Origin of the sequence: Aeromonas salmonicida (genome assembly GCF_028355655.1) — a bacterium.
In the GTDB taxonomy this organism is placed as follows: Bacteria; Pseudomonadota; Gammaproteobacteria; order Enterobacterales; family Aeromonadaceae; genus Aeromonas; species Aeromonas salmonicida.
On the sequence record NZ_CP110645.1, the window covers coordinates 1671860 to 1698678 of the forward strand.

The following is a 26819-nucleotide window of genomic DNA, read 5'->3' on the forward strand; positions in this document are numbered from 1 at the left end:
GTCATTCATTGAATGATGACCTGCTCCTCACCCTCGGCCGCCTTGGCGATATGGCCGATGTGCCATGCATTCTCGCCTTCGGCCTTGAGCAGGGTCAGTGCTTTTTCAAGCTGATCCGCCGGCAGGGCGATGATCATGCCGACACCGCAGTTGAAGGTACGGTACATCTCGTGGCGGGTGACGTTGCCGGCCTGCTGCAACCAGCTGAACACCGCCGGCCACTGCCAGCTCTGCTCGTCGATCACCGCCTGGGTGTTGGCGGGCAGTACGCGGGGGATGTTTTCCCAGAAGCCGCCGCCGGTGATGTGGGACAGGGCGTGGATCTCGCACTCCTTGATGAGCTTGAGCACTGGTTTCACATAGATGCGGGTCGGCTCCAGCAAGGCGTTGGCCAGGGTGGTATCACCCAGCGGTTGGTGCACATCGGCCTTGGAGACCTCAAGGATCTTGCGGACCAGGGAGAAACCGTTGGAGTGGGGGCCACTGGCAGCCAGGGCGATCAGGGCATCGCCGTCACCCACTTTGCTGCCGTCGATGATCTCGCTCTTTTCCACCACACCGACGCAGAAACCGGCGATGTCGTAGTCTTCCCCTTCATACATGCCCGGCATCTCGGCGGTTTCGCCGCCCACCAGGGCACAACCTGATTGCTCACAGCCGACACCGATACCGGTGACAACAGCCGCGGCCGTGTCCACGTCCAGCTTGCCGGTGGCATAGTAGTCGAGGAAGAACAGGGGCTCAGCACCCTGTACGATCAGGTCGTTGACGCACATGGCCACCAGGTCGATACCGACGGTATCGTGCTTTTTCAGATCGATGGCGAGACGCAGCTTGGTGCCCACACCATCGGTACCGGAGACCAGTACCGGTTCCTTGTAGCCCGCAGGGATTTGACACAGGGCCCCAAAGCCGCCAAGACCACCAAGGACTTCAGGACGACGAGTGCGTTTTGACACGCCCTTGATACGTTCAACCAGTGCATTGCCAGCATCGATATCTACGCCAGCATCCTTGTAGCTCAGTGAGGTTTTGTCAGTCACGCGTATTCCCCGTCATATGAAGAAGTGGAGGGTAAAATTCGGGGCGTATTCTAACAGTGGCCGAGTAAAAGCAGAAAGGAAATCGTTTGCGCGTTTTTGCGTGGAAAAGCTCTACAAGCCGTGGCTTTTGTTGTATGATTCCGCGATTTTTTCGCGGCAGTTAGAGGAGATAATAATGAAAGTCGTTGAAGTCAAACACCCCCTGGTCAAACACAAAATCGGGTTGATGCGTGAAGGCGATATCAGCACCAAGCGTTTCCGTGAACTGGCCAAAGAAGTGGGCAGTTTGTTGACCTACGAAGCGACCTCTGACTTCGAAACCGAGAAGGTTACCATCGACGGCTGGAACGGACCAGTGGAAGTTGACCAGATCAAGGGCAAGAAGGTCACTGTCGTGCCTATCCTGCGTGCCGGTCTTGGCATGATGGATGGCGTGCTGGAGCACATGCCGAGCGCCCGCGTCAGCGTGGTCGGTATCTACCGCGATGAAGAGACTTTGCAACCGGTTCCCTACTTCGAGAAGATCGTCAGCAACATCGAAGAGCGCCTGGCGCTGGTCATAGACCCCATGCTGGCCACTGGCGGGTCCATGATTGCCACCATCGACCTGCTGAAAAAGAAAGGCTGCCAATCCATCAAGGTGCTGGTGCTGGTCGCCGCCCCCGAAGGCATCAAGGCGCTGGAAGCCGCTCACCCCGACGTTGAGCTCTACTGCGCCTCCGTCGATCAGGGTCTGAACGAGAAAGGCTATATTGTCCCGGGTCTGGGCGATGCTGGCGACAAGATCTTTGGCACCAAGTAATTCCTGATGCCTTGACCACCTTCTCTGTATGAGGGGTGAGAATGGAGCCGGCGCCTTGCCGGCTCTGCTGTTTATGGCATCCTCTGTCTTGCTGCAATGCGCGCCTTGCCGCTACCATAAGCAGCATCTCCCATTTCGAGACTCCTCTCATGCTCAAACGTGTTGTGACCGTCCTCTGCTGCGGCTTGTCATTCATGGTCTCGGCCGCTCAGGTGACCGATCTCTATCAGGGCAAGGCGCCCACCAGCGGCGACATGGTGGCTGCCCAGTCCCAGGCGCTGGGGGACGTGCTCGTCAAGGTGACCGGCAAACGGGACATCCTCACCCAGCCTGACGTGGTCAAGGCGCTGGCCGCCCCCGGCGACTATGTGCAGCACTATGGCTATCAGGATGTGGGGCCGGTCAAGTTTCTGAAAGCCGACTTCAATGTGGCCAAGGTCAATGCCCTGATCTCCCAAAGCAAGTTTGCCCTGCTGGGGCCTGCAAGGCCACAGATGGCGCTCTGGCTGGTAATCAATGAGGGGGAGCGCCGCATCCTGCCGGATCAATCCAGCGATGGCTGGGCCAGCGCATTGCGAACCCAGAGCCAGGCCATGGGGCTGCCGGTCAGCATTCCTTTGATGGATCTCGATGACAACATGGCGGTCAACGCCACTGACGTCTGGGGTCGTTTTGCCGCTCCCATACTGCAGGCGAGCCAGCGTTACGGCGCCGAGATGGTGGTGCTGGGCAAGCTGACACCGGAAGGTGACAAGTGGAGCATGGACTGGGGCCTTTATGGGCCCAAGGCCGGTGGCGAGCTGGCCGAACTCACCCGTGGCAGCAGCAGTGGTACCCAGGCCGAGGTGGCACAGCATTTTGCCGATGAGCTGGCTGCCTGGCTGGTACAAAACTATGGCGCGCGCATTTCGGGTGTCGCTTCCAGTCAGACACTGGTGGTGGAAGGTTTGTCCGGTATTGATGGCATGATCACGGTGCAGAAGATGCTGCAGGGCATGGCCAGCGTTACCAAGGTGACTATCGGCAAGCTGGAGGGGGACAAGGTGACCTTCGATCTCTCGTTGCAGGGCGACAAGGCCGAGCTTATCCGCGGCCTGCAACTGGAGAGCCGGTTGCGCCAGATTGATGATAATGACAGCGGTTTGCGTTACCAATGGTCGCAGCCCTGATCATTTCATCGTGTTCCCGACCGCCCGGCCAAGTCCGGGCGGGTCTCTATCTGCCTTTGCGATGGTACACTCTGGCACAAATGTCACAGTCAAAGCCTAACGAGTGAAGCAACCGGCCCAACTGTCTTTAGCCGTACAACTACCGGATGATGAAACCTTCGTCAGTTTTTATCCCGGCAACAATGCTCATCTGATCACCGCCCTCAAGAATGCGGCCATTGGTCAGGGATCGCCTTTCCTCTATTTCTGGGGGGCCAAGGGATCGGGACGCTCCCATCTGCTCCATGCCACCTGTGCCGAGGTCAATGCCCGCGATGCGGCGGCAGCCTATCTCTCTCTCGATCAGTTTGAACAGCTGGATCCCAGCATGCTCGACGCCCTCGAAAGCTTGCCACTGGTCTGTCTCGACAGCCTGGAAGCCATCGCCGGCAATGCGCAGTGGGAACGAGCCCTGTTCGATTTTTACAATCGCTGGCAGGAGAAGGGGGAAGGTACCCTGGTGGTCACGGGTTGCAGCGCACCGCGCAAGCTGGGGCTGCAACTGCCGGATCTCGCTTCGCGCCTCGACTGGGGGGTGAGTTTCCATCTCGACGAGCTGGATGATGAAGGCAAGCTCAGTGCCCTGCAGCTGCGTGCCGAGCTGCGGGGCTTCAAATTGCCCATCGATGTGGGCCGCTTCCTGCTCAACCGACTCTCCCGCGACATGCGCACCTTGCTTACCACCCTCAATCAGCTCGATAACGCCTCATTTCGCGCCAAGCGCAAGCTCACCATCCCCTTTGTGAAAGAGATCCTCGAACTTTGAGCGGGCTGCGGCTGTGTGTACGGGTAAGACCCGGATTGAAACCAAAAAGAAACCCCGGCACCAGGCCGGGGTTTTTGTCTGTGCGACAGTCGTGATCAGTGGAACTGATCTTCTTCGGTCGAACCCGTCAGTGCTGTCACTGACGATTGTCCACCCTGAATGACGGTAGTGACCTTGTCGAAGTAACCCGTGCCCACTTCCTGCTGGTGAGCAACGAAGGTGTAACCACGGCTGGCGGCGGCAAATTCCGGCTCTTGCACCATCTCGACGTAGTGCTTCATCCCCTCGCCACGGGCGTACTGGTAAGCCAGTTCGTACATGTGGAACCACATGTTGTGGATGCCCGCGAGGGTGATGAACTGGTACTTGTAACCCATGTCGGACAGCTCCTGCTGGAAGCGGGCGATGGTGGCATCGTCCAGATTCTTTTTCCAGTTGAAGCTGGGGGAGCAGTTGTAGGCCAGTATGGTGTCCGGATACTGCGCCTTGATGGCTTCGGCAAACTTGCGCGCCTCGTCCAGATCCGGCTTGGCGGTTTCACACCACACCATGTCGGCATAAGGGGCATAAGCCAAACCACGGGAGATGGCCTGCTCGATACCCGCCTGCACCTTGTAGAAACCTTCGGCGGTACGCTCACCGGTCAGGAAGCCTGAATCGTACGGATCCGCATCCGTGGTGAGCAAGTCCGCCGCGTTGGCGTCGGTACGGGCGATCACCAGGGTGGTGGTGCCACAGACGTCGGCTGCGAGGCGTGCTGCAACCAGCTTCTGCACCGCTTCCTGAGTCGGCACCAGCACTTTGCCGCCCATGTGGCCGCACTTCTTGACCGATGCCAGCTGATCTTCGAAGTGTACGCCGGCGGCGCCCGCTTCAATCATCCCCTTCATCAGCTCGAAGGCGTTCAGCACGCCGCCGAAACCGGCTTCGGCATCCGCCACGATCGGCAGGAAGTAGTCGATGAAACCGGCATCCTGCGGACCCACTTTGTTGGCCCACTGGATCTGGTCGGCACGGGCAAACGAGTTGTTGATGCGCTCAACCACCGAGGGGACGGAGTTGGCCGGATAGAGAGACTGATCCGGGTACATGGTGGAGGACAAGTTGTTGTCCGCCGCCACTTGCCAGCCGGAGAGGTAGATAGCCTCTATACCTGCCTTGGCTTGCTGCACTGCCTGGCCGCCGGTCAGGGCGCCGAGGCAGTTGACGTAGCCTTTCTTGGCGCTGCCGTGGATCAGCTCCCACAGTTTGTCGGCGCCGCGCTGAGCCAGGGTGTGCACCGGCTGCAAGCTGCCGCGCAGATTCACCACGTCTTCGGCGCTGTAGCCGCGCTTGATCCCTTTCCAGCGGGGGTTTTCTGCCCAGTCTTTCTCGATAGCCTGGATCTGTTGCTCACGGGTCAGTGCCATATCAGTTCCCTCTTTCATTGATTTCACGTTTCCATTGACTTGTTATTGGCGGGCTCCGCTGGGGAGACCCGGAGTTCAGAGCCGCTCGTAACCGGGCAGCGTCAGAAAATCGATCAGGGTATCGGCGCAGGTGATCTGCTCCATCAACTCGCTCGCTTCGGCAAAGCGTCCTGCTTGCCAGCGGGCGGCGCCCACTTCATGTTTGACCACCTCCTGCTCCTCGGCCAGCATCTGGCGAAACAGTTCCTTGGTCACCACCTTGCCGTTGGAGAGGCTCTTGCCGTGGCGGATCCACTGCCAGATGGAGGTGCGGGAGATCTCGGCGGTGGCCGCATCTTCCATCAGGCCATAGATGGGCACACAGCCATTGCCACCTATCCAGGCTTCCAGATATTGCAGGGCGACCCGGATATTGGTGCGCATGCCCGTTTCGGTACGTTCGCCTTCACAGGGGGCCAGCAGGTCGGCGGCTGTGATGGGTGCATCCTGCTCGCGCAATACGCCGATCTGGTTCTTGGCGCCTGCCGGTATGGTGGCGTTGAACACGGCCATGGCGGTATCGGCGAGGCCGGGATGGGCGACCCAGGTGCCGTCGTGGCCGTTGCTTGCCTCCCGCTCCTTGTCCGCCTTGACCTTGGCAAAGACCTGCTCGTTGACGGCGGCATCCTTGGCCGGGATAAAGGCGGCCATGCCGCCCATGGCAAGAGCGCCCCGCTTGTGGCAGGTCTTGATCAGCAGCCGTGAATAGGCTGAGAGGAAGGGTTTGTCCATGGTGACCACCTGACGGTCGGGCAGCACTCTGTCCCTATGATCTTTCAGCGTCTTGATATAGCTGAAGATGTAGTCCCAGCGGCCGCAGTTCAGCGCGACTATGTGATCCTGCATCTGATAGAGCAGCTCATCCATCTCGAACACCGCCGGCAGGGTTTCGATCAGCACGGTAGCCTTGATGGTGCCGCGGGGCAGACCGAACTTGTCTTCGGTCCAGGCAAACACTTCGCTCCACCAGCGACCTTCCAGATGACTTTGCAGCTTGGGCACATAGAAGTAGGGGCCCGAGCCCTTGGCCAGCAGCGCCTGATGGTTGTGCAGGAAATAGAGTGCGAAGTCGAACAGGCCGCCGGGGATGGGCTCACCATCGAAAGTGACATGTTTTTCCGGCAGGTGCAGGCCACGCACCCGGCAGATGAGCACGGCCGGATTGGGATTCAGGGTATAGGCCTTGCCTTCCGGACTGGTGTAGGAGACGGTGCCATTGACCGCATCGCGCAGGTTGATTTGACCCTCGATCACTTTATTCCAGGCAGGAGCCAGGGAATCTTCGAAGTCCGCCATGAAGACTTTGACATTGGCGTTGAGGGCGTTGATGACCATCTTGCGTTCAACTGGCCCCGTTATCTCTACCCGGCGGTCTTGCAAGTCGGCCGGGATACCGCGCACCGTCCAGTCGCCTGCACGGATATGTGCTGTTTCCGGCAGAAAGTCCGGCAGCTCGCCGCCATCGATACGGGCCTGGCGTGCCACACGTTGTTTCAACAATTCGCCCCGTTGGGGAGCAAAGCGTTCCACCAGTTCGGATACCAGGGCCACCGCATCCGGCGTCAGAATTTGCGCGTATTCGGGAAGCATCTCGCCCTGGATGCGCAGACGGGCGCTACAGTGGGTCTGGGCCGGTGCCGACATAGGGTTCACTCCTTTGAGAATTACATTTTGAACTAATTAACTACGACTAAAGTCGATCCCTGTTCTTTCAAACTTCCCGTAACAACGGGATAACACGATTTATAAGGTGCGAAATATTGCCCTCTCCGTCAACCACTTTTTTAAAACGCCTGTTTCTGACACATAGTTAAGATTATGTTTTTAATGGGATTATGTGATTAGCGCAAATGCTCTATGCAGATGGTTATGCTCTTGGTTTCCCACCCCCTGTGGTGGTGTAAGCCAGCGGTGTTTTGAATACCCGGGATGTAACTAATTACGTAATAAAATTACAAATGCAAAAACAAATCCCGACCTTACTCCAAGCTTTCAGAAAACGGCTGTATGAAATGATTTTTTGGATCTCAGTGAATACTCAGCTCTCGCCAGTGTTGGCTATTGAACGTTTGTTTAAAACTTGGATGGGGAAGAGGGGTCGAATGGGGTTTATCTCGTCAGCAGGGGAAAAGTGACGAGCAATAACGTAGGTTTGTATCACCTTGGCTTGCTATCTGGGGTGATGAGGGGAGGAGGTTGGGGAGTGGATAAAACTGATAAGTCGTAGTTATGCAGCATTTTATTGTTATTTGTGTCAGTGGGCCTTCCTGGCCCCCGGGGAAGGTAAAAGGGTGGCGAAACCCAAGGGTTCAGCGGCTGCTTTTCCTCTTCTACTCTATCTTGAGCGGGATCAGTATTCGTCGTCCGGCGCCGCTAGATCGACCACATCCAGATGCACTATAGTGCCGTATTCATGCTCGCCGAGTTCGATGTCGGTTTGTGGCAGGGGGGCTGGGTGGGGCTGTGATTCAACTGCTTGCGTCATGGGTGCTTGCCTCATTGGATTGCAAGCCGGTCGGTGACTCCATCACCCGGATTCCCACCTCCCTGTTTCATTGCCGGCGGAAAAGTCGCGTATCCTAGCGACACTCGCCACAGGTTTCAAGTGATTCTGAATAAAAAATATACCACCAATGTGTGATGGCTCTGTGGTGGCGCCTGTCGGACAGAGTACTGCCAGGGTCATAAAGAGGATGAAGGGGCTGGAGTGAAATGGAGGTAAAAAAATAGCCCAGTCGTTTGACTGGGCTATTTCTCGGGGAAAATGGTCGGTGTGAGAGGATTCGAACCTCCGACCCTCTACACCCCATGCAGATGCGCTACCTGGCTGCGCTACACACCGACGAGGTCAGTTCAAGCTGACGGAAGGGAGTCTAATGATATGAATCTGTTGGTGCAACTCCTTTTTTATCAGTGAGATGTCGATTGCTTCTTTATTGCTCACTCAAGATGCTGCTTGGGCCGGCTACGGAGATTTGGCATAATCGCCGCCCCGTATTACGGTGGAAAAATTGCGCCGCAGGGCTAGCTTGGCGACTGTGATCAAGGCGCCAGCAACCGCAGGTGTGGTGCCTGTTCCAGGCACAGGCAAGCTCTGATGGGCGCAGTCACATGCAGGGCAAGCCGTCATGAACAACCAATCGGTCATGAACAACCAATCGAGAGAGGAGCAAGGGGTGGAACCATCAGCAGCCGCAGTATCCCTGAGCCAGACAGCGCAGCAAGCAGAGCAGGATGAGCGCTGGATGCGCCATGCCATGGCACTGGCCGCCCGGGCCGAGGGGATCGGCGAGATCCCGGTCGGTGCCGTGCTGGTGCTGGGAGACGAAGTGGTCGGTGAGGGGTGGAATCGCTCCATCAGCGAGCATGATGCGTGTGCCCATGCGGAGATCATGGCGATCCGCGCAGCCGGTACCCGACTGGAAAACTACCGTCTGATCGATACCGTGCTGTATGTGACGCTGGAGCCTTGCTGCATGTGCGCCGGTGCCCTCATTCACAGCCGGGTCAAGCGGGTGGTGTTCGGGGCGCGGGATCTCAAAACGGGAGCGGCAGGTTCCGTATTCGATATTTTGCAGGACCCCCGCCACAACCACAGAGTGTCGTTGACGGAGGGGGTGCTGGCAGATGCCTGCTCGGCTCAGCTCTCGGCCTTCTTCAAGCGCCGTCGCGCCGAGAAAAAGGCAGCCAGACAGGCGCTGCAACAAGCGACCGACTCTTCTTCTTGATGCAAGCGGGGGCGACTTTTGCCGCGTCCTGCTTCTCACTATTCAATATATTTTCATATAAAACAGATGGTTGAATCTGTTTCTTGCCGAAAAATGTGGTCCTTTTCCTCTTCGAAAATAAGCTCTGCTCAAGGGGCTTTGATGTAACAAAACTGTCATGCAACCGCCATATAATGCCGCCAAGCCTAGCTCACATTGAGGTCTTGCATGTCATCGGAATCGATCAACCTGGTCATGGCGGGCAGTAGAAAACGCCGGATCAAGGATAAGTTGGCCAAGTACGGAGTCACCACTGGTGGTGCTCTGGTGCTGGTGGCCCTGTTGCTCATTTTTTTCTATCTGCTTTATGTGGTGAAACCTATTTTCAACGGCGCCACCATGGAGCCGACCACGTCGTTCAGCCTGCCCATTGAAGGCAAGACAGCCTGGCTCGGGATGGAAGAGCAGAACGAGATCGGCTATCGCTTCAGCGATAAAGGGCTGGTCAACTTCTTTGCCATTCAGGCGGATGGCAAGGTCAAGGTGGGGCAGGCCATTGGTCAGGCTCAGGTTGCCGGTGACATCACGACGGTCACCAGCCCGGCGCCGGGCCAGAAGCTCATCGCCTACGGGTTTGCCGATGGCAAGGCGCTGGTGATGCAACCCTATTTCAAGGTTTCCTATCCCAATGATGTGCGGGTCATCGAGCCCAGCCTGAAATATCCCTTCGGCGAAGAGCCCGTGGTGATCGATCCCCAAGGCAAGGCGCTGCAGCTGATGGTATTTGAGGCCACCAAGGACAAGATGGCCACCGCCGCCGTGACCGAAGATGGCCGCGGCGTGATGACGGTGATGAGTGGCGAGGAGAATTTCATCTCAGGTGAAGTGGAGTGGAGCGCCCAGAACTACAGCATCCCCTCCTTGCCGCGTCATGTGGATCAAATGCTGCTGACCCCCAATCTGCGCATTTTGTTCGTGCGTGAGGCTAACCGCCTCTCCGTCTACGACATCCACAACCTCAATGACATCTCCCTGCGCAACGTCATGGAGATCAATGCCCCCAATGCCAACGTGACCCGGGTCGAGCTGCTCGCCGGTGCCTCCTCTTTGCTGGTGGGTAACGACAATGGTGTCATCTCCCAATGGTTCGAAGTGGCCAAGGATGGCAAGCGCCAGTTCACCCAGATCCGTGATTTCAAAGGCGATGGCCCTGTGGATCTGCTGACCCCTGAGCACTTTCGCAAGGGCTTCATCAGCGCAGGCAAGGATGGCACCATCAGCTTCTTCCACGCCACTGGCGAGACCAAGCTGCTGAGCGAGAAGGTGGAGGGGGGCATGCTGTCGGCACTGGCCATCTCGCCCCGCCACAACGTGCTGCTGATGCAGCAGGGCGATACCTTCAAACTGTTTGCGGTCGAGAATGATCACCCCGAGGTGACCTGGTCTGCCCTGTGGCAAGAGGTGTGGTACGAGGGTTATCCCGAGCCCATGTATGTGTGGCAATCCACCTCAGCCAGCAACGATTTCGAGGCCAAACTGAGTCTGGTTCCGCTGGTGTTCGGGACTCTCAAAGCGTCTTTCTACGCCATGATGTTTGCGGTGCCGCTCGGTGTTGCCGGTGCCATCTACACCGCCTACTTCATGTCGGCCGGGCTGCGTAAATACGTCAAGCCGACGGTCGAGATCATGGCGGCGCTGCCGACCGTTATCCTCGGTTTCCTGGCGGGTCTCTGGCTCGCTCCCATTATCGAAGGGGCACTGCCCGGCGTGGTGCTGCTGCTTGTCCTGTTGCCGATGGGGATGCTGCTGACCGCGCTGGTATGGAACTATCTGCCCGAGCGCAGCAAGTCCTGGTTGCCGGAAGGGTGGCATGCCATCCTGCTCATTCCTGTGCTGCTGTTGATTGGCTGGGGCGCCTTCTCCTTGAGCCCTCTCATCGAGAACGCCTTCATGCACGGCGATTCCCGTATCTGGCTGACCCACGAAATGGGCGTCAAGTTTGACCAGCGCAACTCCCTGGTGGTCGGTATCGCCATGGGCTTTGCGGTCATCCCCACCATCTTCTCCATCGCCGAAGACGCCGTCTTCTCGGTGCCCAAGCATCTGACCCAGGGGTCGCTGGCACTGGGCGCCACGCCGTGGCAGACCCTGAGCCGGGTGGTGATCCTCACTGCAAGCCCGGGCATCTTCTCGGCGGTGATGATGGGCCTTGGTCGCGCCGTGGGCGAGACCATGATAGTGCTGATGGCAACAGGCAATACCCCCATCATGGACTTCTCCATGTTCCAGGGGCTGCGTACCCTGGCCGCCAATATTGCGGTGGAGATGCCGGAGTCGGAAGTGGGCAGCTCCCACTATCGGGTGTTGTTCCTCGCGGCCTTCGTCCTGTTTGTATTCACCTTTATGTTCAACACCCTGGCCGAGTTCGTGCGTCAGCGGTTGCGTGAAAAATACAGCTCCATGTAACGGGCAAGGAATCGACAATGGGTAAGTGGTTTAAATCAGGGGCCCCCTGGATCTGGATGACAGGCGGTGCAGTGAGCCTGAGTCTGGTAGCGGTACTGGGTCTGTTGCTGCTCATCGGCTGGCGTGGTCTGGTCTATTTCTGGCCTCACCCCATCTATGAGTGGCAGATTGAAGATGCCAGCGGCAACAAGAGCGTGCTGATTGGCGAGATAAACGACCGTGAACTGGTGCCGGTGGAGCGGCTGCGCGCCGCGGGTCTGCCCCTGGAAGGGGAAACTCGTGAGCAACTGACCCGCTATCTGGTCAAGACCGGCAACCGCGAATTCGTCGACCTCGATTTTCGCTGGGTGCTGGAGACCGACATCAAGTCCCGTACCCAGCCGGCCGAGCTCGCCATGGTGGAGCGTGCCACCAACGGCAACTTCTACGGTTATATCGTCGGGGTGAAAGAGGATGGACAGGCACTGAGCGAGGATCTGCATCCCGCGCTGCAACGGGTACTGGCCCGTGCCAACGATCTGTCCGAACAGGCTGACGATTTGCAAAAAGGGGACATAGGCAGCATCAACTACCAGCTGGAGCGGCTGCGTCTCAAGGAGCGCAAGGCCGAGCTGGATGACAAGCTGACCGATCAGCTTAAAGCCCAGCTGGCTGAAGAACGTCAGGCGCTAAACGATCGCTATCAGGTGCTGGAGAAGGATCTTTTCTCCCTGCGAGCCCAGGCAGACAGGGACTCCATTACGGTCAAGGACATGCGAGGTGAGCTGGTGACCATGCCCATGTCCAAGGTACTGGATGTGGTATGGCCCAATGACATGAGCCTGCCGGCCAAGGTGGGTCACTGGTTCCACCAGATCGGCAAGTTTGTCTCCGATGATCCCCGTGAGGCCAACACAGAGGGCGGCGTCTTCCCGGCCATCTTCGGCACCGTCTTCATGGTGTTCCTGATGGCGATCATTGTCACGCCGCTCGGCGTGGTGGCGGCTGTCTACCTGCACGAATATGCGGGCAAGAACAGCCTGACCAAGATCATCCGCATCGCGGTGATCAACTTGGCGGGTGTGCCCTCCATTGTTTACGGCGTGTTTGGTCTTGGCTTCTTTGTCTATACCCTGGGCGGTTCGCTGGATCAGCTGTTCTACCCGGAGGCGCTGCCAAGCCCGACCTTTGGCTCACCTGGTGTCATCTGGTCTGCGCTGACCCTGGCCATTCTGACCCTGCCGGTGGTGATCGTCTCCACCGAAGAGGGGCTGGCTCGTATCCCCAGCACCATTCGCCAGGGTTCGCTGGCGCTGGGTGCCACCCAGGCCGAGACACTGTGGCGTATCGTGTTGCCCATGGCGAGCCCGGCCATCATGACCGGCCTTATCCTGGCGATCGCACGGGCCGCCGGTGAAGTGGCTCCGCTGATGCTGGTGGGGGTGGTGAAACTGGCGCCGACCCTGCCGATGGATGGCAACTTCCCGTACCTGCACGTGGAGCGCAAGTTCATGCACCTGGGCTTCCACATTTACGACGTGGGCTTCCAGAGTCCGAACGTCGAAGCGGCGCGACCGCTGGTGTATGCCACCTCGTTCCTGCTGGTGACGGTGATCGTCGGCCTCAACCTGACGGCCATCGGCATTCGTAACCACTTGCGTGAAAAATTCCGCTCTTTGGAACATTGATGCGGCAGTCCAGACTGGTGTTTAGACAATGGATGAACAGCATGAACCTGACTGACATCACAGGCATTCGTAACCATTTGCATGAAAAATTCCGGTCGCTGGAAGATTAATCCGGCTATCCAAGACTGATATTGAGGTAAGTGATGTGCGGCCAAAGAGCGTGCCGCCATCCCTCACCACCCAAGCATGACGGTTGCCGGAACATGAATTTGTCGGCCACCACAGACTGATTTGAGGTAACAGATGATCAACGTAACGACCGCATCCACCCAGCACACGGCGCTGGACTTGCTCAACCTGAGCCCGGAGCAGACAGCGCTGGAGGTGAAGGATCTCAACCTGTACTACGGCAACAAGCAGGCGCTGTTCAACGTCAACATGAAGATCCCGAAGGGGCAGGTGACGGCCTTCATAGGTCCGTCCGGCTGTGGCAAGTCGACCCTGTTGCGCTGCATCAACCGGATGAATGATCTGGTGGAAATCTGCCGCATCGAGGGTGAAATCCAGCTGCATGGCCACAACATTTATGACAAGGGAGTGGATGTCTCCGCCCTGCGTCGTCAGGTTGGCATGGTGTTCCAGCGTCCGAACCCCTTCCCCAAGTCAATCTACGAGAACGTGGTCTATGGTCTGCGGCTGCAGGGCATCAACGACAGACGCACCCTGGACGAGGCGGCCGAGCGTTCACTGCGTGGCGCTGCCCTGTGGGAAGAGGTGAAGGATCGACTGCATGACAATGCATTCGGTCTCTCCGGTGGCCAGCAGCAGCGTCTGGTGATTGCACGGGCCATCGCCATTGAGCCGGAAGTCTTGTTGCTGGATGAACCCACTTCTGCGCTGGACCCCATCTCCACCCTCACCATCGAGGAGCTGATCAACGAGCTCAAGAGCCAGTTCACCGTGGTGATCGTGACCCACAACATGCAGCAGGCGGCTAGGGTGTCGGATCAGACGGCGTTCATGTACATGGGCGAGCTCATCGAGTACTCGAACACCAACACCATCTTCACCACACCGGCCAAGAAAAAGACCGAAGATTACATCACAGGCCGTTACGGATAAGGAGGGGTACAGGATGAACCTCAATAAACAGATTACCGGCCAGTTCAACGGCTAAGGCATAATCGGAGCATCAAGGATTATTTGTATGGACAATATGAACCTCAATAAACACATCTCCGGTCAGTTCAATGCCGAGCTCGAGAATGTGCGCAATCAGGTGCTGGTGATGGGCGGTCTGGTGGAGCAACAGCTTACCGACGCCATTGCTGCCATCCACGATCAGGATCTGGATGCGGCGCGCAAGATAGTGGCCAATGACCACAAGGTCAACGCCATGGAAGTGGCCATCGACGAAGAGTGCACCCGCATCATCGCCAAGCGTCAGCCCACTGCGTCCGACTTGCGTCTGGTAATGGCCATCATCAAGACCATCACGGATCTGGAACGCATCGGCGACGTGGCGGACAAGATAGCCCGCATGCTGACCGACAACGCCAACAAGCCACAGCCGCCGCTGGTGTCGCTCGAGAACATGGGGCGCCGCACCATCAAGATGCTGCACGACGTGCTCGATGCGTTTGCCCGCATGGATCTGGAGGCGGCTATCGCCGTCTACAAGGAAGATGACAAGGTAGATCGGGAGTACGAGTCCATCATCCGCGAGCTGATGACCTACATGATGGAAGATCCGCGCACCATCCCCCAGGTACTCAACGTACTGTGGGCGGCGCGTGCCATCGAGCGGGTCGGCGATCGCTGCCAGCACATCTGCGAGTACATCGTTTACTACGTCAAGGGCAAGGACGTTCGCCACACCAAGGCTGACGAGCTGAGCGATCTGCTTGGCAAGAGCTGATGAAATGAATAAAAAGGCGCGTTTCGCGCCTTTTTTGTTGCACTGCATGTCAGAGCAAGATATCGCCACCCGGATGGCGGTTTTCTGCTAGAATATGCCCCCTGTGTGAGTCTCGGATGGACTCACGGTCTGGTCTCCCAGGCCCAGTTTGCCGTCTTGTGCTAAGGCGGGTGTAGCAATAGGTTAATCATGAGTTTTGCCGATAGTATATTTCTTCTGATGCTGCTGGTTGCCGGCAGTGTGTTCTTCTCCCTTTCCGAGATCTCCCTCGCCGCCTCCCGCAAGATCAAATTGCAGGTGATGGCCGATGAGGGGAACCGCCATGCCGCCAAGGTGCTGGCACTGCAGGCCCAGCCGGGTAATTTCTTTACCGTGGTGCAAATTGGCCTCAACACAGTCGCCATCCTGGGCGGTATCCTGGGCGAGTCTGCCCTGAATCCGGCCATCAAGGGGTTCATCTCCGGCTTCTATCAGGGCCCCTGGCTTGGCCAGATAAGTTCTGCCGCCTCCTTCGTGTTCGTCACCGGCATGTTCATCCTGATCGCCGACCTGATGCCCAAGCGCCTGGCCATGACCATGCCGGAGCGGATCGCCGTTGTGGTGGTTCGCCCCATGCTGCTGTGCGTGACCCTGCTGATGCCGCTGGTGTGGTTCTTCAATGGCATGGCGAATGCGTTGTTCCGTCTGCTGCGGGTCTCCATGATACGCAACGACGAGATCACCTCCGACGATATCTATGCGGTGATGGATGCCGGCGCCGAGGCGGGCGTTATTCAGCGCGAAGAGCATCAGCTCATCGAGAACGTGTTCGAGTTGCAGTCCCTCGGCGTGACCTCCGCCATGACGGCGCGGGAGAGCCTGATTTACTTCACCCTGCAAGAGGGTGAAGAGAGCATCAAGGCCAAGATCGCCGAACACCCCCACAACAAGTTCCTGGTCTGTGACCACAACCTCGACAGCATCAAGGGCTTCGTCGATGCCAAAGAGTTGCTGATCCGCGTCATCAGCGGCCAGAGCATAGATCTCAACAGCGGCTCCCTGGTGCAGAACGTCATCATCATTCCCGATACCCTCAACCTCTACGAGGCGATGGAGTACTTCAAGAACCACAGGGGTGACTTCGCCGTTGTGATGAACGAGTACGCCCTGGTCGTGGGGATAGTCACCATGAACGACCTGATGAGTACCGTCATGGGTGAGTGGGCCACCCACGTAGTGGAAGAGCAGATTGTGCAGCGGGATGAAAATTCCTGGCTGGTGGATGGCGTGACCCCCATCTCTGACGTGATGCGTGCCTTCGACATAGAGGCGTTTCCGGATAGCCAGAACTACGAGACCATCGCCGGTTTCATCATGTTCATGCTGCGCAAGATCCCCAAGCGTACCGACTCGGTCAAATACGCGGGCTACAAATTTGAAGTCGTGGATATCGACAGCTACAAGATCGACCAGCTGCTGGTCACTCGGGTTGAACCCATAGTGACCGACAAGTCCGCTCAGGAATCGTAAAGGAGCTACCAAGGAGTCATGAAGATGCAGTCTCATTCCCATGCGCTGGCCTGTGTGGCGCTTGCCCTGGCGCTGGGCGCTTGCAGTCAGAGCGCCCCCCGCAAGGCGGTTGTCGTTGCCAAACCGGTTGCCGCCAAGGCAGAAGTGGTGCCGCAATCCGATCCCGATGCCGTGGTACAAAGCGCCGTAGTGGAGCCAAGTCCGGTCTTTGATGAGGAGTATCACGGCCCGGATCAGGGATCCCTGGAGTCGGTAACCGCCCTGTTTGCCCGTGGTTACATCGAATCTGCCATGCGTGAAACCATGCTGGCGGCGGTGCACAGCGACTATCCGCTGCTCGGCATGCGGGATGTGCGGTTGACCGATCCTGTCTCCAAGTTTCTCACCTCGACCCAGGCTGCCACCACGGCCCACGACTATCTCTATGCCGGTGTGCAGCGTCGTCTCGGTCGCCCTCTGAGCCCGGCCCAGTGGGCGCAGATCTGGCAGGGATTGCCCCAGCAGGGGCGGGTCTCTGACTGGACCAAGCAGATCAAGCGAGTGCTGGCAGGGCGTTAAACCGCCAGCTAACCAGACAGCAGTGAGGCCACCCTTGGGTGGCCTCACTCATTTCTACCTTTCCTCATCTTTGCGTTCTGATTTCTGTTGATACCGATTGCCGCCTGCACTGCTTTGCTTTATCTTGTTTTGGCCATCTAAACATCTATATGTTTTTATGGCTGATGTTGATAGGGATGTCTCACCACGATGAGGCCCGGCGACGCACAGCCGCAGAGCAACGCTAAAGAGTGCATGGCAGCGCAAAAAAGCTGCAAATCGACAAAACAGACAAACACAGAACAACAAAGAGACACGACAGATGGAAACACAGGCATTGTGGGTACTGGATGGTGGCATGGGACGCGAGCTGGCACGGCGAGGGGCGCCCTTTCGCCAACCTGAATGGTCGGCGCTGGCGCTGATGGAGGCACCACAGACGGTGCGCGAAGTGCATCAGGCCTATGTGGCGAGCGGTGCCCGTGTCATCACCACCAACAGTTATGCCCTGGTGCCGTTTCATATCGGTGCCGAGCGATTTGCCGCCGAAGGGGAAGCGCTGGCCGCGCTGGCTGGCCAGCTGGCGCGTGAGGTTGCCAATGAGCAACCGGGCTCGGTGCAGGTCGCAGGATCCCTGCCGCCACTGTTTGGCTCCTACCGCGCCGACCTGTTCGAGGCGGACAGAGTGGGCGAGCTGGCCACACCGCTCATTCGGGCGCTGACGCCCCATGTGGACATCTGGCTGGCCGAAACCATGAGCCTGATTGCCGAGCCGCTGGCCCTCAAGGCGCTGTTGCCACAGGATGGCAAGCCGTTCTGGGTTTCCTTCACGCTGGAAGATGAAGCGCCGGGCTGCGAGCCTGCGCTTCGTTCCGGTGAGCGGGTGGCGGATGCCGTCACTGCACTGGCATCGGCCGGGGTGGACGCCATCCTGTTCAACTGCTGTCAGCCCGAGGTGATCGAGGCCGCGCTGACGGTGGCCGGTGACAGCTTGCAGGCGCTGGGTCGAGGGGATATTCGCCTCGGCGCCTATGCCAACGCCTTTCCGCCCCAGCCCAAGGAGGCGACCGCCAACGACGGGCTGGACGAGATCCGCGCCGATCTTGGGCCGCTGGATTATCTCGGCTGGGCCGAGCGCTGGCGCGCCGTGGGGGCCTCTCTCATCGGCGGCTGCTGCGGCATAGGCCCCGAGCATATTCAGGCACTGGCCAGCCGGCTGCGCTAAGGAGAGCACATGAAAGAGAGCAAAATAGGCCTCTGGTCCCTCACTGCGCTGGTGTTCAGCTCCATGGTGGGGGCGGGCATCTTCAGCCTGCCCCAGAACATGGCCGAGGTGGCCGGTGCCCGCGCCGTGCTGATCGGCTGGGGTGTGACCGGGGTGGGCATACTGGCACTCGCCGCGAGTTTTCTCTACCTGTCGCGGCTAAGACCGGATCTCGATGGCGGCATCTACAGCTATGCCCGCGCAGGCTTTGGCGATCTGGTGGGTTTCTTCTCCGCCTGGGGCTATTGGCTCTGCGCCACCATAGGCGTGGTGGGTTACCTGGTGATCGCCTTCGCGGCGCTGGGCAGCTTCGTCGATACGCCAACCGAAATCTGGTTTGGTGAGGGCAACACCCTGGCGGCCTTTATCGGCGAGTCCTGCATCTTGTGGGCGGTGCATCTGCTGGTGGCCCGTGGCGTGCAGCAGGCCGCCCTGTTCAATCTGGTGGCGACCCTGGCCAAGAGCCTGCCGCTGCTGCTGTTCATCCTGTTCGCCTGCTATTACTTCGACCTTGTGACCTTCGCGGCGGATCAGGGGGGCAGCACGCTTGCTGTGCCGGTCTCCGAGCAGGTGCGCAACACCATGTTGATCACCCTCTGGGTCTTTACCGGCATCGAAGGGGCGGCCGTCTTGTCGGCCCGCGCCAGGAACAAGCGGGACGTGGGCACGGCCACAGTGCTCGGCGTGGTGCTGGCGCTGCTGCTCTATGTGCTCATCTCTGTGCTGGCGCTGGGGATATTGAGTCGCCCCGAGCTCGCGGCCCTGCCCAATCCCTCCATGGCGGGGCTGATGGCCCAGATGACAGGCTCCTGGGGCAAGGTGCTGATCAGTGTCGGCCTCATCGTCTCTGTGCTCGCTTCTTACGTGAGCTGGACCCTGTTCTCGGCCGAGGTGCCCTTCAGCGCTGCCCGCCACGGCGCCTTCCCGGCCATCTTCCGGCGCCAGAATCGCAACGGCACCCCCATAGCGTCGCTGTGGCTCACCAGCCTGACGGTGCAGGGCTGCCTGCTGCTGGTGTGGCTGCTCGGCAAGGGGTATACCAACCTGCTGCTCATCTCCACCTCCATGATACTGGTGCCCTATCTGCTGATCGGCCTGTTCCTGCTCAAGCTTTCCTTGAGTGGCGAGGGCAATGGCCTGATGCGGGCTGTGGCGCTGGTGTCGAGCGGTTATGGCCTCTGGCTGCTCTATGCCGCCGGTGTGGAATACCTGCTGCTCTCCTTGCTGCTCTACGGGCCGGGCCTGCTGCTGTTTCTCTACAGCCGTCGACAGCTTGGTGACCATCAGCGGCTCAGCGGTCGTGAGCGACTGCTGGCCGGGATAACCCTGGTGAGCCTCATTCCCGCACTCTGGTCATTTGCCTCTCCATGAAGGGGGTAAGTGATCCTTGTAAAATGAGAAAGCGCCCTGGCGGCGCTCTCTTTTTTGCTTTGTTCCAGGGTTCTGGCTCAGGCGCTGCCGGGGCCGGCCGGTTTGCCAAACAGCACCTTGAGCTTCTCTGACCAAGGCAGGCCACGGGCCTCGCGCAGCATGTCGCGCCACTCGTGGAAGGTGAGGGTGAGCGGATTGAAGCTGCGAACCGGTTTGGTGATGCCAAAGCGGCATGGCTCGGCGGGATCCTCTTCCACAAAGGTGCCAAACAGCCGATCCCAGATGATGAGCACACCGGCGAAGTTGCGGTCTATGTATTTGGCGTTGCTGGCGTGGTGCACCCTGTGGTGGGAGGGGGTATTGAAGACCCACTCAAGCCAGCCGAGCTTGCCCACCACCTGAGTGTGGACGAAGAACTGAAAACCCAGGCTGAGCAGCACGGTCGCCACCACGGCCTGGGGCGGGAAGCCGATGAGGATCATGGGGATCCAGAACAGCCACATGCCCGAGACGGGGTACATCAGGCTCTGGCGAAAGGCGGTGGAGAGGTTGAGTCGCTCCGAGCTGTGATGCACCACGTGGGAGGCCCACAGCCAGCGCACATGGTGGCTGGTAAAGTGGAACAGCCAGTAACAGCAATCCTGCAATAGAAAGAGCAGCAGCAGGCTCCAGACATTGAGCTCGATGTCCAGCAGCCGCCAGCCCCACAGGGCGTCATACAGGTAAGCGACGGCGATGGCCGTCAGTGCGTCACCCCCCTGATGCATCAGGGCCAGGGTAGCGTTGGCGAAGAGATCCTTCCATTGGTAGGTGGCGGTGGGAAAGGCCGCCCCGTGCTTGCGCAGGTAAAGCATCTCCCAGCCGACAAATGCCAAAAAGACGGGGGAGAGATAAAGCAGCAGCAGTTGCACATCCATGTCGAGCATCCGGTTTGACCAGTTGTGTTCCAGCATACCGAATGGATTTAAAATTTCATTAACATATTGCACCGCCATCTGGTGACTGGCCTGAATTTAAATTCAATGTAACCTGTTGTTTTTATATGGTTTAAGAGGTGGCTATGCAGTTGGTGAAAAGAGGGGTAGTCATTGCCCTGCTGTGGAGTGGCAGTGTGTGGGCCGATCCTGCTCAGGATCTGGTCAACCTGATCAACAGTGAACAGCAAGCGGAGCAGTTGCAGGCCCAGCTACAGGCACAGTTGATCCCGCTGATCATTCGGGGGGCAGGCGAACATGCGCAGGAATTGGCCAAGCATCGCGATGTACTGGAGGCCTGGTTTGGCCGCTATCTCTCCTGGCCGGCCATGAGTGCCGAGGTGGCCGCCATCTATCGCAAGCATTTCACCGACGCCGAGCTCAAGGAGCTGATCGCCTTTTATCAGAGTCCGGTCGGGAAGAAATCCCTGGATACCATGCCGGCTATCTTTCAGGAGAGCTCGCTGGTGGGTAAATCCATGGCCGAGCGCAATATGCCGGCACTGCAAACCATGCTGGATGAAGCAAAACGCCAGGCGGCAAAATAGATGCGACGGGTTGAGCCTGTGTCAGCGTGAAGAGGGAGCCATGGGCTCCCTCTTCTACTTCTTACAGCCGGCTGTATTACAGCACCTGACTCAGGAACTGGCGCAGGCGCGGGGAGGGAGGATTGTCAAAGAAGTCGGTGGGCTTTTCATCCACCAGCAGCTCGCCGTTTTCCATAAACAGTACCCTGTCCGCCACCTCGCGGGCGAAGCCCATCTCGTGGGTCACCACCACCATTGTCATGCCCTCGCGAGCCAGCCCCTTCATGACGTCCAGTACCTCGCCCACCATCTCGGGGTCCAGCGCACTGGTGGGTTCGTCGAACAGCATGATGCGCGGCTGCATGGCAAGCGCCCGGGCGATGGCCACCCGCTGTTGCTGGCCGCCGGAGAGCTGGGACGGATAGCTCTCGGCCTTGTTCGACAATCCCACTTTCAGCAGCAGGGCCTTGGCCCTGTCCCGCGCGTCATTGCGCGACAGCCCGCGCACCTTCTGCGGGGCCAGACAGATGTTGTCCAGTACGTTCAGGTGGGGGAAGAGGTTGAAGGACTGGAACACCATGCCCACCTCTTCCCGCAGCTTGTTGACGTCACCCGGTTCGGTCAGGCAGATGCCATCGACCACTATGTTGCCATCGTTGATGGTTTCCAGCTGGTTAAGGGTTCGCAGAAACGTGGATTTGCCCGAGCCGCTCGGCCCCACTATCACCACCACTTCCCCTTCGGCGACTTCCGTGTTGACGTTCTTCAGGGCGTGCACACCACCAGCGTAGATCTTCTCCACTCCGCTGGCTTTTATGATGGGATCAGGCTTAGTTGCTGCGTGCATATTTCACCTCCAGACGACGCACCAGAAAAGAGAGGGTGCCGGTCAACACCAGATAGAGCAGGGCCACGGTGAACCACACTTCGAACGGGCTGAAGGTGGAGCTGACTACCTCACGCCCCGCCTTGGTGAGATCCGTGATGGAGATGACGGACACCAGGGAGGAGTCCTTGATGAGGTTGATGAACTGGCCTGCCAGCGGTGGCAGCACCCGCTTGAAGGCTTGCGGCAGAATGACATAGCGCATGGTCTGGGCCGAGGTGAGCCCCAGGCTGCGACCGGCCTCCATCTGCCCCTTGTGAATGGAGCTGATGCCGGCGCGCACGATTTCGGCCACATAGGCGCCGGTAAAGACGGCCAGTGCCGCCACCCCGGCGGTGAAACGGTCCAGGTTCAGCACAGTGCCGATAAAGAAGTAGACGATGAAGATCTGCACCAGCAGCGGGGTGCCGCGAATGAGCTCCACATAGGTGACAGCCAGATTACGCAAGGCCGGATTGGGGGAGAGGCGGGCCAGCCCTGCCAGGGTGCCGAGCAGGATGGCAAATACCCCTGCCACCAGGGAGAGCTTGACCGTGACCCAGACACCCCAGGCGATGGGGCCCGCGGTCCAGGTGAGTTCGGTATCCAGGGTATCGCCCCGGAAAATGGTGTCCCCTTCGGTGACCTTCACTCCTGTATTGGCGATGGCCTGTCGCTGATTAGGGTCGAGATCATTTTGCAGGAACAGTTTGCCCTTCTCGGCGCTGGTGGTGCCGGCAATCACTGTGCCGTCAAATTCGGCCAGGTTGTTCTGCTCCGCCTGGTAGGCGATGTATTGGGGAATTCGCTCCCAGCGCCAGGTGTAATCCACGGACTGAACCGCTTTATAGATGCCGAATACGGCAGCCAGCAGCATCAGCAGGAAGACGCCGTGCCAGAGCAACTGGTTGGGTTGTTTTTCCATCTGTCTTGTTGGGTTGTGCACTGTCGCAACCTCTTTGTAGTTATTGTGTGGGGATCTGCGTGAAGGGGCGGCAGGCCGCCCCTTGCGAGGTTACTTGAGCTGATCCAGCCAGGCGTTGGATTCGAACCACTTCTTGTAGAGGCGGTCGTAGCTGCCATCGCCCTTGATCTGGCGCAGGTAATTGTTGAACCAGTTGAGGGTGTCCTGATCGCCCTTGCGGATGGCCCAGGCCAGGGGTTCGAAGGTGAACGGCTTGTCCAGGTGCACCACGGCACCGGTATTCTGGGAAGCGAAGATGGCGTTGTAGGGCAGGTCATAGACGAAGGCATCGACCTTGCCGTTGATCACTTCCAGCTTGGCGTCATCCTGGGTTTCAAACTGCAGCAGGGTCGCTTTGGGGATCAGACGTTTGACCGCCTGCTCGCCTGTGGTGCCGAGCTTGACCGCGATTTTGTACTTGGGATCGTTCAAATCGCTGAAGGATTTGATCTCGCTGGCCTTGTCCTTGCGCAGCACTATGGTCTGGCCCACGACTATGTAGGGATCGGCAAAGTTGACCCTCAGGTTGCGCTGGGGGGTGACTGTCATGCCGCCCATGATGACGTCGAACTTGTCGGTCAGCAGCGCAGGTATGATGCCATCCCAGGCGGTGTTGACGAACTCCACCTTGACGCCCATCTCCTTGGCGACCATCTTGGCGAGATCCACGTCAAAGCCGATGTACTGGCCCTGCTTGTTGGTCATTTCAAAGGGTTGATAGCCGGCGTCGAAACCGACTCTCAGCACGCCGCGATCGAGCACGGCATCCAGGGTGGAGGCAGGGGCGGCGGCGTTGGCGAGCCCGCACAGCAGCAAGGTAGAGAGAATGAGTTTTTTGATCATAAGTGACGTCTCTGTCGGTGGTGTGTTCGGCCTTGAACCTGATCCCGTGCGACTCCGTGGCACAAGAGACTGCTGCATCCGGCAACAGGCAAGACAGGATTATTGTCTTGGTTGAGGCAAAAGCCCCATATGAGATTCCATTTTCTGTGTGCTGAGTGAAAAATGTACCAAATTCCGATTGTGCCAGATGACTCAACAGGTTAGTGACGCTTTTCCCCCGTGACTGCACTCATAAAATCACACGAAAACAACATATCTATCTAATGGAGCGGGTTCAAGTCCAAAATGCCAGCGGGACACTTTGTTACATCCGGCCTCATCTTCGGCAGTGCCAAACGTTACTCACTTTCTCAATTGCGACACAGTAGGGATTCTAATGGAGCATATTTAGCGGATTTTTATGCAATACGTGAACTTTTATTGAGGATTTAGTCAGACACCACTGGGTCTTGTTTTGCGCTTCAAATATACTCAGTTACCTTCGTTTAGTGGCACGGGTATGGACGCCTCAATACTGCTCAAGCTGGATGTATTCACCCTCATGGTCATGGCCCTGGGTGGCTACAGCCTCGGTTTTATCACCCTCTCCATCATATGGTTGACCCACAGGGAGATCCCCGGACTCGGATTCTGGTGGTGGTCGAGCCTGTGCGCCCTGGCGGCCCAGAGTCTCTTCTCCCTGCAGGCCTTCATGCCCAATCTGGCGGGGATCTGGCTGGCCAATCTGCTGATCACCGTCTGTATCGCCCTGATGCCGCTGGCACTGCAACGCTTCTTCGGCAAGCCTCTGGGCTGGGGGGCAAGCGCGCTGTTCATGCTGGTCTATGTGCTGATCCTGAGCTGGAGCATCTTGTTCAACGACCATATGGCGCCCCGGGTATTGCTGGCCTGTCTGAGCTACATGGTTTTGGGGGCCGTGATCGTCTTTCTCATCTGGCGACACGGCTATCCCGCCTACCTGCCGGCTGTGCTGGTGTTCACCGTGGTCAATATCCTGCTTTATGGCTTCAACCTGATGCGGATGGGCTTCCTGCTGGAAGGGGATGCCAGGGTGCTGATGGATCAGAGCGGGGTCAACGTGCTGCCCTTTCTCTCCATGTTGATGGGCAGTTACCTCTCCACCTTCGGGGTGCTGCTGCTCTGCACCCAGTACCGGGCCCTGGCCCTGCGTCAGCAGGCCAGCCATGACTCCCTGACAGGTCTGTTGAACCGGCGCGGTTTCATGGAGCAGATGGGCGCGCGGCGGATTGGCGAGTTCGGCGCGCTGGCCGTACTGGATCTGGATGACTTCAAGCAGGTCAATGATCGCCATGGCCACGAGATAGGGGACAGGGTGCTGGAGGCGCTCGGCGCCTATCTCGGCGCTCAGCCTGAGCTGGTGGCCAGCCGTTTTGGCGGGGAAGAGTTTGTCTTGCTGCTACCCAGAGAGGATGAACAAGCCCAGCAGGCACGCTGCGAACGGATATTGCAGGATCTGGCGGCGCTGGATCTGAGCGGGATCCACATCACGGTCAGCATGGGGCTGGCGCGCTGCCAGCACGACTGGCATTTCGATACCCTGTTCAGCCAGGCCGATGGCGCCCTTTATCAGGCCAAGCGAGAGGGCAAGAACCGCATCTGCCGACTGGCCTGAAGGGGCTGGCTCATACTGCTTCTGCGGCGAGAGGGCGTGGTGCCTGGGCCTTGAGGAAGGGGAGCAGCAACAGGGCCGAGACCCCTGCCGCGACCGAGATCACCACGAAGAAGCCGTTCCAGTGCCAGATCTCCATCACCTTGGCCAGCGGATAACCCGACAGCGCCGCCCCCATGTAGGCAAACAGGCCGACGAAGCCGGTGGCGGCCCCCGCCGAGTTTTTATGGGAGCACTCGGCTGCCGCCATGCCGATCAGCATCTGGGGGCCGAACACGAAGAAACCTATGGTGAAGAAACAGGCTGCCTGCATCACATAGCTGAAGAAGGGCATCAGCCACAGCGACCCCACCGCCAGCAGTATCCCCACCGCGAAGATGAGGTTCATCGGCCCGCGATTGCCGTTGAACAGCTTGTCCGATCCCCAGCCCGCCACCAGGGCACCGATAAAGCCCCCCACCTCGAACATCGAGATAGCCGAGTTGGCGCTCATCAGATTGAAGCCGCGTTGCTCCGTCATGTAGAGATTGCCCCAGTCATTGATGGCGGTGCGCACCACATAGACCAGCACGTAGCAGCAGGCAAGCAGCCAGATGTAGGGATTGCCAAGCACGTATTTGCGCAAGATCTGGCGATGGGAGAGGCCGGCATCCTGAGTCTGCTGGGCCAGCTCCATGGCATCCTGGCGCCACTCCCCGACCGTGGGCAGCCCCATGGCGCTCGGGGTATCTCGCAGTCGCCAGCACAAGAACAGCCCGGCCAGAATGGCGATGACGCCGGGCACTATCATGCCGTAGCGCCAGCCGTGCTGCAGAGCTATGGTGCTGACGATGAGGGGAATTAGTGCCCCGCCCACGTTGTGGGCCGTGTTCCAGGCCGACCACCAGACCCCCCGCTCGCTGCGGGAATACCAGCTGGTGAGCAGCTTGGAGCAGGGGGGCCAGCCCCAGCCCTGAAAGAAGGCGTTGGCGACCCAGAGTGCCGCAAACAGCCAGAGGGATGACGACAGGCCGAACAGTATGTTGATGACACCGGTGGCCATCAGCCCCAGCCCCATGAAGTAGCGGGGATTGGCGCGGTCGCTGATGATGCCGGAGAAGAACTTGGAGCAGCCGTAGGTGATGTAGAACAGGGTCCACAGCATGCCGATGTCGGACTTGTCCAGCATGCCGTCTGCCAGCATGTCCGGCATGGCGAAGTTGAAGCTCTTGCGGGTGAAATAGAAGACAGCGTAGCCCAGGTACATGGTCAGCAGAATATGCAGTCGCCAGTGACGGTAGCTGGCATCGATCTCGGCCTGGTCACGGATGAGCGGCAGTGGCGGTGCGCTCCTCATAAAGCTCAACATAAGACGGTCTTCTCCCGGGATG

General features: G+C 58.7%; 23 protein-coding genes and 1 tRNA gene. 14 read left to right on the top strand and 10 right to left on the bottom strand.

Going from position 1 to position 26819, the window contains the following annotated elements; translation table 11 throughout:
- Positions 1–5: 5 nt before the first annotated feature.
- Positions 6–1043 (bottom strand): phosphoribosylformylglycinamidine cyclo-ligase, encoded by a 1038-nt coding sequence (purM, locus tag ONZ54_RS08135; RefSeq protein WP_059112624.1) that lies wholly within the window; start codon positions 1041–1043, stop codon positions 6–8.
- Between the two features lie 175 nt (positions 1044–1218).
- On the opposite strand from purM, the gene upp reads away from it, so the two are divergent.
- The 3 genes from upp (at position 1219) to hda (ending at position 3819) form a co-directional block, all read left to right on the top strand.
- Positions 1219–1845, top strand: a complete 627-nt coding sequence (gene upp / locus ONZ54_RS08140) for a uracil phosphoribosyltransferase (RefSeq protein ID WP_005320172.1) — start codon at positions 1219–1221, stop codon at positions 1843–1845.
- Positions 1846–1994: 149 nt separating this feature from the next.
- Positions 1995–3014 carry a DUF2066 domain-containing protein gene (locus ONZ54_RS08145; RefSeq protein WP_271787885.1) on the top strand — a complete coding sequence of 340 codons (1020 nt, stop codon included), beginning with the start codon at positions 1995–1997 and terminating at the stop codon, positions 3012–3014.
- A 103-nt stretch (positions 3015–3117) separates the two neighbouring features.
- Positions 3118–3819: a DnaA inactivator Hda gene (gene hda / locus ONZ54_RS08150; protein ID WP_005320168.1), complete on the top strand. Its 702-nt coding sequence runs from the start codon at positions 3118–3120 to the stop codon at positions 3817–3819.
- Between the two features lie 95 nt (positions 3820–3914).
- On the opposite strand, the gene aceA is transcribed toward hda, so the two are convergent.
- The 4 genes from aceA to ONZ54_RS08170 form a co-directional block, all read right to left on the bottom strand.
- On the bottom strand, positions 3915–5228 hold the full coding sequence (gene aceA, locus ONZ54_RS08155) for an isocitrate lyase (protein ID WP_021139226.1): 1314 nt from the start codon (positions 5226–5228) through the stop codon (positions 3915–3917).
- Between the two features lie 75 nt (positions 5229–5303).
- Complete coding sequence (gene aceB / locus ONZ54_RS08160; RefSeq protein ID WP_271787886.1) at positions 5304–6911, bottom strand: malate synthase A; 1608 nt, start codon at positions 6909–6911, stop codon at positions 5304–5306.
- A gap of 706 nt (positions 6912–7617) precedes the next feature.
- Positions 7618–7752 carry a hypothetical protein gene (locus ONZ54_RS08165; protein ID WP_256684442.1) on the bottom strand — a complete coding sequence of 45 codons (135 nt, stop codon included), beginning with the start codon at positions 7750–7752 and terminating at the stop codon, positions 7618–7620.
- A 280-nt stretch (positions 7753–8032) separates the two neighbouring features.
- Positions 8033–8109, bottom strand: a tRNA-Pro gene (locus ONZ54_RS08170).
- Between the two features lie 286 nt (positions 8110–8395).
- Here ONZ54_RS08170 and tadA point away from each other — a divergent pair.
- The 9 genes from tadA (at position 8396) to ONZ54_RS08215 (ending at position 19646) form a co-directional block, all read left to right on the top strand.
- Positions 8396–8995 (top strand): tRNA adenosine(34) deaminase TadA, encoded by a 600-nt coding sequence (gene tadA, locus ONZ54_RS08175; protein ID WP_416995609.1) that lies wholly within the window; start codon positions 8396–8398, stop codon positions 8993–8995.
- 207 nt (positions 8996–9202) lie between these two features.
- Positions 9203–11440 carry an ABC transporter permease subunit gene (locus ONZ54_RS08180; RefSeq protein WP_005320158.1) on the top strand — a complete coding sequence of 746 codons (2238 nt, stop codon included), beginning with the start codon at positions 9203–9205 and terminating at the stop codon, positions 11438–11440.
- 17 nt (positions 11441–11457) lie between these two features.
- Positions 11458–13107 carry a phosphate ABC transporter permease PstA gene (gene pstA, locus ONZ54_RS08185; protein ID WP_265467082.1) on the top strand — a complete coding sequence of 550 codons (1650 nt, stop codon included), beginning with the start codon at positions 11458–11460 and terminating at the stop codon, positions 13105–13107.
- A 243-nt stretch (positions 13108–13350) separates the two neighbouring features.
- Positions 13351–14169 carry a phosphate ABC transporter ATP-binding protein PstB gene (gene pstB / locus ONZ54_RS08190; RefSeq protein WP_005320154.1) on the top strand — a complete coding sequence of 273 codons (819 nt, stop codon included), beginning with the start codon at positions 13351–13353 and terminating at the stop codon, positions 14167–14169.
- A gap of 85 nt (positions 14170–14254) precedes the next feature.
- Positions 14255–14965 carry a phosphate signaling complex protein PhoU gene (phoU, locus tag ONZ54_RS08195; protein ID WP_011898554.1) on the top strand — a complete coding sequence of 237 codons (711 nt, stop codon included), beginning with the start codon at positions 14255–14257 and terminating at the stop codon, positions 14963–14965.
- A 189-nt stretch (positions 14966–15154) separates the two neighbouring features.
- Positions 15155–16474 carry a polyamine export protein PaeA gene (gene paeA, locus ONZ54_RS08200; protein WP_011898555.1) on the top strand — a complete coding sequence of 440 codons (1320 nt, stop codon included), beginning with the start codon at positions 15155–15157 and terminating at the stop codon, positions 16472–16474.
- An 18-nt stretch (positions 16475–16492) separates the two neighbouring features.
- Positions 16493–17032, top strand: a complete 540-nt coding sequence (locus tag ONZ54_RS08205; protein WP_058394189.1) for a hypothetical protein — start codon at positions 16493–16495, stop codon at positions 17030–17032.
- Positions 17033–17333: 301 nt separating this feature from the next.
- Positions 17334–18236 (top strand): homocysteine S-methyltransferase family protein, encoded by a 903-nt coding sequence (locus ONZ54_RS08210; protein WP_113720034.1) that lies wholly within the window; start codon positions 17334–17336, stop codon positions 18234–18236.
- 9 nt (positions 18237–18245) lie between these two features.
- Positions 18246–19646: a basic amino acid/polyamine antiporter gene (locus tag ONZ54_RS08215; RefSeq protein ID WP_271787887.1), complete on the top strand. Its 1401-nt coding sequence runs from the start codon at positions 18246–18248 to the stop codon at positions 19644–19646.
- A 77-nt stretch (positions 19647–19723) separates the two neighbouring features.
- Here ONZ54_RS08215 and ONZ54_RS08220 read toward each other — a convergent pair whose 3' ends face one another.
- Positions 19724–20563 carry a sterol desaturase family protein gene (locus tag ONZ54_RS08220; protein ID WP_271788262.1) on the bottom strand — a complete coding sequence of 280 codons (840 nt, stop codon included), beginning with the start codon at positions 20561–20563 and terminating at the stop codon, positions 19724–19726.
- A 143-nt stretch (positions 20564–20706) separates the two neighbouring features.
- On the opposite strand from ONZ54_RS08220, the gene ONZ54_RS08225 reads away from it, so the two are divergent.
- Positions 20707–21168 carry a DUF2059 domain-containing protein gene (locus ONZ54_RS08225; protein ID WP_271787888.1) on the top strand — a complete coding sequence of 154 codons (462 nt, stop codon included), beginning with the start codon at positions 20707–20709 and terminating at the stop codon, positions 21166–21168.
- Positions 21169–21244: 76 nt separating this feature from the next.
- Here ONZ54_RS08225 and ONZ54_RS08230 read toward each other — a convergent pair whose 3' ends face one another.
- The 3 genes from ONZ54_RS08230 to ONZ54_RS08240 all read right to left on the bottom strand — a co-directional run bounded on the left by ONZ54_RS08230 (position 21245) and on the right by ONZ54_RS08240 (position 23819).
- The gene (locus ONZ54_RS08230) at positions 21245–21994 is read right to left on the bottom strand and encodes an amino acid ABC transporter ATP-binding protein (RefSeq protein ID WP_271787889.1); all 750 of its coding nucleotides are present in this window, start codon (positions 21992–21994) and stop codon (positions 21245–21247) included.
- Entirely contained in the window at positions 21978–22937 is a 960-nt protein-coding gene (locus tag ONZ54_RS08235; protein ID WP_271787890.1) for an amino acid ABC transporter permease, read from the bottom strand. The genes ONZ54_RS08230 and ONZ54_RS08235 overlap by 17 nt, the downstream gene beginning before the upstream one ends.
- Before the next feature lie 90 nt (positions 22938–23027).
- Complete coding sequence (locus ONZ54_RS08240; RefSeq protein ID WP_271787891.1) at positions 23028–23819, bottom strand: transporter substrate-binding domain-containing protein; 792 nt, start codon at positions 23817–23819, stop codon at positions 23028–23030.
- Positions 23820–24318: 499 nt separating this feature from the next.
- Between ONZ54_RS08240 and ONZ54_RS08245 the strand changes: the two genes are divergently transcribed.
- Positions 24319–25452, top strand: coding sequence for a GGDEF domain-containing protein (locus ONZ54_RS08245; protein ID WP_271787892.1), 1134 nt, complete (start codon positions 24319–24321; stop codon positions 25450–25452).
- Between the two features lie 10 nt (positions 25453–25462).
- Here the strand turns inward: ONZ54_RS08245 and uhpC are convergent, their stop codons facing one another.
- Complete coding sequence (gene uhpC / locus ONZ54_RS08250; protein WP_087755360.1) at positions 25463–26797, bottom strand: MFS transporter; 1335 nt, start codon at positions 26795–26797, stop codon at positions 25463–25465.
- Positions 26798–26819: the final 22 nt, after the last annotated feature.

Excerpts from the sequence above, each read along its gene's own strand:
- upp (WP_005320172.1), top strand. The coding sequence starts at position 1,219 with ATGAAAGTCGTTGAAGTCAAACACCCCCTGGTCAAACACAAAATCGGG.
- ONZ54_RS08145 (WP_271787885.1), top strand. The coding sequence starts at position 1,995 with ATGCTCAAACGTGTTGTGACCGTCCTCTGCTGCGGCTTGTCATTCATG.
- aceA (WP_021139226.1), bottom strand. The coding sequence starts at position 5,228 with ATGGCACTGACCCGTGAGCAACAGATCCAGGCTATCGAGAAAGACTGG.
- aceB (WP_271787886.1), bottom strand. The coding sequence starts at position 6,911 with ATGTCGGCACCGGCCCAGACCCACTGTAGCGCCCGTCTGCGCATCCAG.
- ONZ54_RS08165 (WP_256684442.1), bottom strand. The coding sequence starts at position 7,752 with ATGACGCAAGCAGTTGAATCACAGCCCCACCCAGCCCCCCTGCCACAA.
- tadA (WP_416995609.1), top strand. The coding sequence starts at position 8,396 with ATGAACAACCAATCGGTCATGAACAACCAATCGAGAGAGGAGCAAGGG.
- ONZ54_RS08180 (WP_005320158.1), top strand. The coding sequence starts at position 9,203 with ATGTCATCGGAATCGATCAACCTGGTCATGGCGGGCAGTAGAAAACGC.
- pstA (WP_265467082.1), top strand. The coding sequence starts at position 11,458 with ATGGGTAAGTGGTTTAAATCAGGGGCCCCCTGGATCTGGATGACAGGC.
- pstB (WP_005320154.1), top strand. The coding sequence starts at position 13,351 with ATGATCAACGTAACGACCGCATCCACCCAGCACACGGCGCTGGACTTG.
- phoU (WP_011898554.1), top strand. The coding sequence starts at position 14,255 with ATGGACAATATGAACCTCAATAAACACATCTCCGGTCAGTTCAATGCC.
- paeA (WP_011898555.1), top strand. The coding sequence starts at position 15,155 with ATGAGTTTTGCCGATAGTATATTTCTTCTGATGCTGCTGGTTGCCGGC.
- ONZ54_RS08205 (WP_058394189.1), top strand. The coding sequence starts at position 16,493 with ATGAAGATGCAGTCTCATTCCCATGCGCTGGCCTGTGTGGCGCTTGCC.
- ONZ54_RS08210 (WP_113720034.1), top strand. The coding sequence starts at position 17,334 with ATGGAAACACAGGCATTGTGGGTACTGGATGGTGGCATGGGACGCGAG.
- ONZ54_RS08215 (WP_271787887.1), top strand. The coding sequence starts at position 18,246 with ATGAAAGAGAGCAAAATAGGCCTCTGGTCCCTCACTGCGCTGGTGTTC.
- ONZ54_RS08220 (WP_271788262.1), bottom strand. The coding sequence starts at position 20,563 with ATGGATGTGCAACTGCTGCTGCTTTATCTCTCCCCCGTCTTTTTGGCA.
- ONZ54_RS08225 (WP_271787888.1), top strand. The coding sequence starts at position 20,707 with ATGCAGTTGGTGAAAAGAGGGGTAGTCATTGCCCTGCTGTGGAGTGGC.
- ONZ54_RS08230 (WP_271787889.1), bottom strand. The coding sequence starts at position 21,994 with ATGCACGCAGCAACTAAGCCTGATCCCATCATAAAAGCCAGCGGAGTG.
- ONZ54_RS08235 (WP_271787890.1), bottom strand. The coding sequence starts at position 22,937 with ATGGAAAAACAACCCAACCAGTTGCTCTGGCACGGCGTCTTCCTGCTG.
- ONZ54_RS08240 (WP_271787891.1), bottom strand. The coding sequence starts at position 23,819 with ATGATCAAAAAACTCATTCTCTCTACCTTGCTGCTGTGCGGGCTCGCC.
- ONZ54_RS08245 (WP_271787892.1), top strand. The coding sequence starts at position 24,319 with ATGGACGCCTCAATACTGCTCAAGCTGGATGTATTCACCCTCATGGTC.
- uhpC (WP_087755360.1), bottom strand. The coding sequence starts at position 26,797 with ATGTTGAGCTTTATGAGGAGCGCACCGCCACTGCCGCTCATCCGTGAC.